This window comes from Stenotrophomonas sp. PE591, from assembly GCF_018320795.1.
Classification (GTDB): Bacteria; Pseudomonadota; Gammaproteobacteria; order Xanthomonadales; family Xanthomonadaceae; genus Stenotrophomonas; species Stenotrophomonas maltophilia.
The window spans coordinates 196,595-204,405 of record NZ_JAAOKO010000008.1; the positions used below are offsets into that span (position 1 = coordinate 196,595).

General features: G+C 66.5%; 6 protein-coding genes. 2 read left to right on the forward strand and 4 right to left on the reverse strand.

Annotation, left to right across the window (positions count from 1 at the left end; all coding sequences use genetic code 11):
- The first annotated feature begins 107 nt into the window (after positions 1-107).
- Positions 108-2,693 carry an ATP-dependent chaperone ClpB gene (clpB, locus tag JLDANKMP_RS17700; RefSeq protein ID WP_012481080.1) on the forward strand — a complete coding sequence of 862 codons (2,586 nt, stop codon included), beginning with the start codon at positions 108-110 and terminating at the stop codon, positions 2,691-2,693.
- A gap of 72 nt (positions 2,694-2,765) precedes the next feature.
- Here clpB and JLDANKMP_RS17705 read toward each other — a convergent pair whose 3' ends face one another.
- From JLDANKMP_RS17705 to JLDANKMP_RS17715, 3 genes are all read right to left on the reverse strand, one after another.
- On the reverse strand, positions 2,766-3,566 hold the full coding sequence (locus JLDANKMP_RS17705; RefSeq protein WP_212561754.1) for a MipA/OmpV family protein: 801 nt from the start codon (positions 3,564-3,566) through the stop codon (positions 2,766-2,768).
- Positions 3,567-3,706: 140 nt separating this feature from the next.
- Positions 3,707-4,996, reverse strand: a complete 1,290-nt coding sequence (locus tag JLDANKMP_RS17710; RefSeq protein WP_024957833.1) for an ATP-binding protein — start codon at positions 4,994-4,996, stop codon at positions 3,707-3,709.
- Positions 4,993-5,730, reverse strand: a complete 738-nt coding sequence (locus tag JLDANKMP_RS17715) for a response regulator transcription factor (RefSeq protein WP_212561755.1) — start codon at positions 5,728-5,730, stop codon at positions 4,993-4,995. Before JLDANKMP_RS17715 ends, JLDANKMP_RS17710 begins: the two co-directional genes overlap by 4 nt.
- A gap of 182 nt (positions 5,731-5,912) precedes the next feature.
- Between JLDANKMP_RS17715 and JLDANKMP_RS17720 the strand changes: the two genes are divergently transcribed.
- Positions 5,913-7,199: an aminotransferase class V-fold PLP-dependent enzyme gene (locus JLDANKMP_RS17720; protein ID WP_212561756.1), complete on the forward strand. Its 1,287-nt coding sequence runs from the start codon at positions 5,913-5,915 to the stop codon at positions 7,197-7,199.
- A 354-nt stretch (positions 7,200-7,553) separates the two neighbouring features.
- Here JLDANKMP_RS17720 and JLDANKMP_RS17725 read toward each other — a convergent pair whose 3' ends face one another.
- Positions 7,554-7,784 (reverse strand): integrase core domain-containing protein, encoded by a 231-nt coding sequence (locus tag JLDANKMP_RS17725; RefSeq protein ID WP_343237749.1) that lies wholly within the window; start codon positions 7,782-7,784, stop codon positions 7,554-7,556.
- Positions 7,785-7,811 lie beyond the last annotated feature (27 nt).

Genomic DNA, 7,811 nt, shown 5'->3' on the forward strand with positions numbered 1-7,811 from the left:
ACTGGCCTCGGGGTGCAGTCGCAGCCACCCTTGAAACCGGGTGGGGCAACCGCATCTTTCCAGCATCGCCGGCGCGGGCCGGCCCTGATGACCGATGAGGATTCGCAATGCGGATGGACAAGCTCACCTCGCGTTTCCAGCAGGCGCTGGCAGACGCACAGTCGCTGGCCGTGGGCCGCGACAACAGCATCATCGAACCGGTTCACCTGTTCAGCGCGCTGCTGGACCAGCAGGGCGGCAGCACGCGTCCGCTGCTGGCCCAGGCCGGGGTGAACGTGCCGGTGCTGCGCGAGCGCCTGACCGAGGCGCTGGATGCGCTGCCGAAGGTGTCCGGCCAGGCTGGCAACGTCTCGATGGGCAACGACCTGGGGCGCCTGCTGAACCAGACCGACAAGCTGGCCCAGCAGCACGGGGATGCCTTCATTGCCAGCGAGTGGTTCGTGCTGGCGGCGCTGGACGACGGCGGCACGCTGGGCATGGCGCTGCGCGCCGCCGGTGCCGACAAGACCCGCCTGCAGGCGGCCATCGACAAGCTGCGCGGCGGCGAGAACGTGCAGTCGGAGAATGCCGAGGAACAGCGCCAGGCGCTGGAGAAATACACCATCGACCTGACCGCGCGTGCCGAGAGCGGCAAGCTCGACCCGGTGATCGGCCGAGACGAGGAGATCCGCCGCACCATCCAGGTGCTGCAGCGCCGGACCAAGAACAACCCGGTGCTGATCGGCGAACCCGGCGTGGGCAAGACCGCGATCGTGGAAGGGCTGGCCCAGCGCATCATCAACGACGAAGTACCCGAAGGCCTCCGCGGCAAGCGCGTGTTGTCGCTGGACATGGGCGCGCTGATTGCCGGGGCCAAGTTCCGCGGCGAATTCGAGGAGCGCCTGAAAGGTGTGCTCAACGACCTGGCCAAGAACGAAGGCCAGATCATCCTGTTCATCGATGAGCTGCACACCATGGTCGGCGCGGGCAAGGCCGACGGCGCGATGGATGCCGGCAACATGCTGAAGCCGGCGCTGGCACGCGGCGAGCTGCACTGCATCGGTGCGACCACGCTGGACGAATACCGCAAGTACATCGAGAAGGACGCTGCGCTGGAGCGCCGCTTCCAGAAGGTCTTCGTCGGTGAGCCGTCGGTGGAGGACACCATCGCGATCCTGCGCGGGCTGAAGGAAAAGTACGCCGTGCACCACGGGGTGGAGATCACCGACCCGGCCATCGTGGCCGCCGCCACGCTGTCCAACCGCTACATCACCGACCGCCAGCTGCCGGACAAGGCCATCGACCTGATGGACGAGGCGGCCTCGCGACTGCGCATGGAGATCGACTCCAAGCCGGAAGAGCTGGACCGCCTGGAGCGCCGGGTGATCCAGCTGAAGATCCAGCGCGAGATGCTGAAGAAGGAGAAGGACGAAGCCTCGCGGCAGCGCCTGGCCGACCTGGAAAACGACATCGACGGGCTGGAGCGCGAGTTCTCCGACCTCAATGAAATCTGGAAGTCGGAGAAGGCCGCGCTGCAGGGCGCGACCAAGATCAAGGAACAGGTCGAGCAGGCCAAGCTGGAGCTGGAGGCCGCGCAGCGCCGCCAGGATTTCGCCAAGATGAGCGAGATCCAGTACGGGCTGTTGCCGCAGCTGGAAAAGCAGCTGGCCGCGGCCCAGGAGGCCGAGCACAAGGACTTCAAGCTGGTGCAGGACCGCGTGACCGACGAGGAGATTGCCGAAGTCGTATCGCGCTGGACCGGCATCCCGGTCAACAAGATGCTCGAAGGTGAGCGCGACAAGCTGTTGCGCATGGAAGAGGTGCTGCACAACCGCGTGGTCGGCCAGGAAGAAGCGATCAAGGTCGTCTCCGATGCCGTGCGCCGTTCGCGTGCGGGCCTGTCCGATCCGAATCGCCCGGCCGGCTCGTTCCTGTTCCTCGGCCCGACCGGTGTCGGCAAGACCGAGCTGTGCAAGTCGCTGGCCGAATTCCTGTTCGACAGTGCCGACGCGATGATCCGCATCGACATGAGCGAATTCATGGAGAAGCACAGCGTGGCCCGCCTGATCGGCGCGCCTCCGGGCTACGTCGGCTACGAGGAAGGTGGCTACCTGACCGAGGCCGTGCGTCGCCGTCCGTACTCGCTGATCCTGCTGGACGAAGTGGAGAAGGCGCATCCGGATGTGTTCAACATCCTGCTGCAGGTGCTGGACGATGGCCGCCTGACCGATGGCCAGGGCCGCACCGTGGACTTCCGCAACACCGTCATCGTGATGACCTCGAACCTGGGCTCGCACCAGATCCAGGACATGAGCGCCGACGACAGTCCGGAGGCCTACACGCAGATGAAGGCGGCGGTGATGGGCGTGGTACAGGCGCACTTCCGTCCGGAGTTCATCAACCGCCTGGACGACATCGTGGTGTTCCACCCGCTGGACAAGCAGCAGATCAAGCAGATCGCGCGCATCCAGATGCGTGGGCTTGAGAAGCGGCTGGCCGAGCGCGGGTTGAAGCTGGCGGTCTCCGATGCGGCGTTCGACCTGCTCGGCAACGTCGGTTTCGATCCGGTCTATGGCGCGCGCCCGTTGAAGCGTGCAATCCAGTCGCAGCTGGAGAATCCGCTGGCACAGCAGATCCTGTCGGGTGCTTTCGTCAACGGCGATACCATCGAAGTCGGAAACGACGGCGGCCGCCTGGTATTCGCCAAAGCGTGATTCACACGGGGCGCCGCCTGGCCGCAGCGCCCCGTTTCCTGCGAAGTATGCCGGGCCATGCCCGGCGCTCACTCAGAAGCGGTGCGTATAGCCGCTCATCAAGCCGAACTGGTTCGCCTTCTGCACGATCGGGCTGTCGGCGGCATCACCGAGCAGGCGCGTGCCTTCGGCCGAGATGTACCAGTTGCCGTTGCGGCCCACGCGGTGGCTCCACTTCAGGCCGACACCGGCACTGACCAGGCCGGCCTTTGGCTTGTGCTCGGCAAAGCCGGTACGCGCCGCCTGTTCCGGGCTGACGCCGTACCAGGTCTGCATGTAGCCGCGGTTGCCGTAGTCGGCGGACACGCTGCCGCTGACCACGCCGCCGGCCAGGTCGAACAGCGGCATGCTCAGGTTCAGATGGATCTGCTGGGTGGCCAGGCCGTTCTCTGCCTTGTCCTCGTCCTTGCGGGTGAACTGCCAGGAGCCGCTCAGCACGGCTTCGCCCAGCGTATAACCAGCCGAGACGCCGACCAGGGGACGGGCATCGATATCACCCATGCCGCGCAGGAAGTCGGAACCGCCGAGCAGCGAGTCCTTTTCCTTGCGGATGCCGCTGGCGCCGACATACGCGCGCACGCGGGTGTGCTCGCCGATGGAGGTGCCCCAGCCAATGCCACTGGTGCCCAGAAACCATCCACCCGGCGAGGTGACATCAAAGGACAACGACGGCGTCGCACGATACTCCTCGCTGCCGCTATAGCGCGGCGCCACGCCACCGCCGGCAGCGACCTCGAAGGTCCAGTGGTCATCCTTGGCGTGGGCGATCGGTGCGGCGAACAGCGGCAACAGGGCCAGGCAGAGCAGGGCGGGGGAACGGCGAAGCTGGGACATGGAAACTCTCGACAATGGGAGGAAGGCAGCACGCGCATCCGGCGAGTGCTGCAGGGTCGCTAGCGTGGCGATACGCCGGCGACCGATCCGTCCGCAGTTGTGCGGGAGTTGTAATCAACTGTAATCGCGCCCAGGGGCGTTCAGCTGGCAGCCAGCGGCCAGTGCATTTCCATGCGCGCGCCGCCCAACGTGGCGCGGCTGATGCGAAGTTCGCCGCCGTGGCGGACGGCAATGCGGCTGACGATGGCCAGGCCCAGGCCGAAGCCCCCGGTATCGCGGCTGCGGCTGTCATCCAGGCGGGTGAACGGGCGCATCACCTTCTCGCGATCGGCTTCGGCAATGCCGGGACCGTCGTCATCCACACGCAGGCAGGCGCGGCCGCTGACACCGACCAGCGAGACTTCCACCTGCGAACGCGCATGGCGCAGCGCATTGCCCACCAGATTGCTGAGTGCCAGCTGCAGCAGGCGTGGTTCGGCATCCACCCGCGGCAACGCACTGGGCTGCACGCGCAGTACCACCCCGGCACGTTCGGCATCACGGCGCGCATCGGCCAGGCAGGCCTGCAGCCAGTCGTTGGCTTCGATGCGCTGCATCGGCTCGCCCTCGCTGGGATGCTCCAGCCGTTCGTAAGCCAGCAGTTCGCTGACCAGCCGGTTGAGCTCGGCCAGGTCACCGTGCAGGCCCCGCGCCAGCCGTTCGCGGCGTTCGCGGTCATCGCTGTCCTGCATCAGGTCCAGGCCGAAGGCCACGCGCGCGATCGGCGTGCGCAGCTCGTGGGAGATCGCATGGGTCAGGTCGCGCTGGCGCTGCACCAGTTCGGCCACGCGTGCCGCCATGCGGTTGGAGTGGTCGACGATGACCCGGATCTGCGAGCGTGGCGAGACCTGGGCACGTGCCTGCAGATCGCCCGAACCGATGCGGTCGGCATGCCGGCGCAGCGCTTCCAGGTCGCGCCAGAGCAGGCGCACCCACGCGTACAGGCTGGCGCCCACCAGCAGCAGGATGCTGAGGTAGGCGGCGATGGTCATGTACGTCGTCATCTGCACCGCGCCAGGCAGGCGCAGGTGCAGCCAGCGGCCATCGCTGCCCTCGATGGGCAGCAGGACCTGCTGGTATTGATCGCGCACGATGAAACCATCGGCCTTCACGGCCACCTGTTCCTGCGCGTCGAGTGCGGGAGGTTTGTCGAGCAGGGTCAGGGCGATGCCGTAGTGTGGCTGCCACTGCTGCAGGCGCTCACGCTGCTGGTCGGCATCCAGGCCGGCCAGGCCACTGCGCAGGGCGTACACCTGACCACGCACCTGCTGGACGAAGACGCGATCCTGCACGGGCGTGTAGATGCCGTCCAGGATGTGATTGAGGAAGAACACCGACACCAGGAAGCAGGCACCGGTGATAAACCACAACCACAGGAACAGGCGCTTCATGCGGTCCAGGCCGACGGATTGAACTGGTAGCCACGGCCCCACACGGTCTTGATCCGTCGCGGTTCGCGCGCATCGTCGCCGAGCTTGCGGCGCAGCTTGCCGATGCTGACATCGACACTGCGGTCCAGGCCGTCGAAGCCAATGCCGCGCACCGCCTGCAGGATCTGGTCGCGCGACAGGATCTGCCCCGGCTGGCTGGCCAGCAGCCACAGAATCTCGAATTCGGTAGTGCCCATATCCACCGGCTGGCCATGCAGGTGCACCTCGCGCTGCATGCGGTCGATCAGCAGTTCGCCGTGCATCAGGCGGCAGGGCGTGCCGGTGCTGCTGCTGCCATGGCGGCGCCGCAGCAGGGCGCGCAGGCGGGCCAGCAGCAGGCGCGGTTCGATCGGCTTGTGCACGTAATCGTCGGCGCCCGATTCCAGGCCCAGCACCTGCTCGATGTCGTCCTCGCAGGCAGTCAGCATCAGGATCGGTACATCGGAGAAGCTGCGGATCTGCCGGCAGACGTCGATGCCGCCGAGGCCGGGCAGCATCAGGTCCAGCACCACCAGTTCCGGCGCATGCTGGCGGCAGGCCGCACCGGCGAGGTCGCCACGCGCGACGTGCTGCACGGCGAAACCATGTTCGTGAAGATAGTCGCTGACCAGTTCGGCCAGGCGACGATCGTCTTCCACCAGCAGGACCTGGGTCGGTGTGCCGCTGGCGGTGGGTGTCCAGGGGGATGGCTGCATGCGCGTGGGGCCTCCGTGCCCGGGCAGGAGCGCCCGGCGGCGAAGCCTAGCAACGCCCCGTGACCGCTGCCTGAATCGCGGCCAACCTGATAACCCCCGGTATGGACGTCATCGCCAGCAGCTTTCAGCGGGCGGCCCCCGCTGACCTATGGTGGCGGTTTCCCCGGATGGAGCCTGGCGCAATGAGTGACCCGCAGTGGCAACTGGAAACCCTGGCCGTGCACGGCGGCTACCGTCCCGACCCGACCACCCGCGCGGTGGCGGTGCCGATCTACCAGACGGTGGCGTATGCCTTCGATGACACCCAGCACGGCGCTGACCTTTTCGATCTGAAGGTACCGGGCAACATCTACACCCGCATCATGAACCCCACCACCGACGTGCTGGAGCAGCGCCTGGCCGCGCTGGAAGGCGGCATCGGTGCGCTGGCGCTGGCCTCGGGGCAGGCCGCGATCACCTATGCCATCCAGACCATCGCCGAGGCCGGTGACAACATCGTCGCCTCCAGCGCGCTGTATGGCGGCAGCCTCAACCTGCTGGCGCACACCTTGCCGCAATACGGCATCCAGGCGCGCTTTGCCGACCCGGCCGATCCATCCGCGTTCGCAGGGTTGATCGATGAACGCACCAAGGCGGTGTTCGTCGAATCGATCGGCAACCCGCGCGGCAACGTCACCGACATTGCTGCGATTGCCGAGGTCGCGCATGCCGCTGGCGTGCCGCTGATTGTCGACAACACCGTGGCCACGCCGTTCCTGCTGCGCCCGTTCGAGCACGGCGCCGACATCGTGGTGCATTCGCTGACCAAGTACCTGGGAGGACACGGCAACAGTCTCGGCGGCGCGATCATCGATTCCGGCCGCTTCGACTGGGCCGCACAGCCCCAACGCTTCGCGCGGCTCAACCAGCCTGACCCCAGCTACCACGGCGTGGTCTATACCGAAGCCCTGGGGCCGGCGGCCTACATCGGTCGCGCGCGGGTGGTGCCGCTGCGCAATACCGGCGCGGCGCTGTCGCCGTTCAACGCGTTCCTGATCCTGCAGGGCATCGAGACCCTGGCCCTGCGCATGGAGCGCATCAATGCCAATGCGCTGGCCGTCGCGCAGTACCTGAAGGCGCACGACAAGGTCGCCTGGGTGCGTTACGCGGGGCTGGCCGACGACCCCGAGCATGCCGCCGCGCAGCGCTATCTGGGTGGACACGGCTCGGGCGTACTGACCTTCGGCCTGCCGGGCGGCCGTGAAGCCGGCGCGCGCTTCCTTGATGCACTGAAGCTGTTCACCCGCCTGGTCAACCTGGGCGATGCGAAGTCGCTGGCCACCCATCCCGCCTCGACCACCCATCGCCAGCTGGATGCAGCGGAGCTGGCCAAGGCCGGCGTCAGCGAGGACACCGTGCGGCTGTCGATCGGCATCGAGCATATCGGCGACCTGCGCGCGGACCTGGAACAGGCCCTGGCCGGCGCCTGATAGCCACACGCTTGGTCGTCATCGCCACAGGCGATCACCACTGGCGCTGCAATGCGCTACGGTGGAACTGCCTCTCCAAGGCGTGGCAACGTGGCGATCCAGATCCCCGGTCGATGCGGGTCGACCGGGGATTTTTTTGCTCCCCATGTACCGTTGGCTGGCATCCAACCCGGTAGATCCACGCCATGCGTGGATGTATCTCCATCGGAGTCGAACACTCCGACAGTTCATCGAACAGCATCCACGCATGGCGTGGATCTACTGCAGATCGCAGGAATCTGTCGAAGGCGGGGTTGGGTCCAGTTGCGGGAGTGTCTGATCTGGCCCCCTGAAAACGGACGCCATGAAGCCGTTTCAGGCGGCAGCCCGGAGCTGCCGGGCGTAGTTGTTAGGCGAGTGGTAGCCCAGCGCCGAGTGTAGCCGGGCTGGATTGTAGAAGCCGTGGATGTAAGCAGCGATGGACTGGCTGGCTTGTTCCCTACTGGCGTAAGGCTCGGCAGCCTCTTCTGTCTTGAGCGTCGCAAAGAAGCTCTCGGCCACCGCGTTGTCCCAGCAATTGCCAGGCCGGCTCATGCTTTGGACCACGTCATGGGACTGCAGCAGCTGGCGAAA

What these genes read in the sequence shown, in the direction of transcription:
- clpB (WP_012481080.1), top strand. Translation starts at nt 108, where the DNA reads ATGCGGATGGACAAGCTCACCTCGCGTTTCCAGCAGGCGCTGGCAGAC.
- JLDANKMP_RS17705 (WP_212561754.1), bottom strand. Translation starts at nt 3,566, where the DNA reads ATGTCCCAGCTTCGCCGTTCCCCCGCCCTGCTCTGCCTGGCCCTGTTG.
- JLDANKMP_RS17710 (WP_024957833.1), bottom strand. Translation starts at nt 4,996, where the DNA reads ATGAAGCGCCTGTTCCTGTGGTTGTGGTTTATCACCGGTGCCTGCTTC.
- JLDANKMP_RS17715 (WP_212561755.1), bottom strand. Translation starts at nt 5,730, where the DNA reads ATGCAGCCATCCCCCTGGACACCCACCGCCAGCGGCACACCGACCCAG.
- JLDANKMP_RS17720 (WP_212561756.1), top strand. Translation starts at nt 5,913, where the DNA reads ATGAGTGACCCGCAGTGGCAACTGGAAACCCTGGCCGTGCACGGCGGC.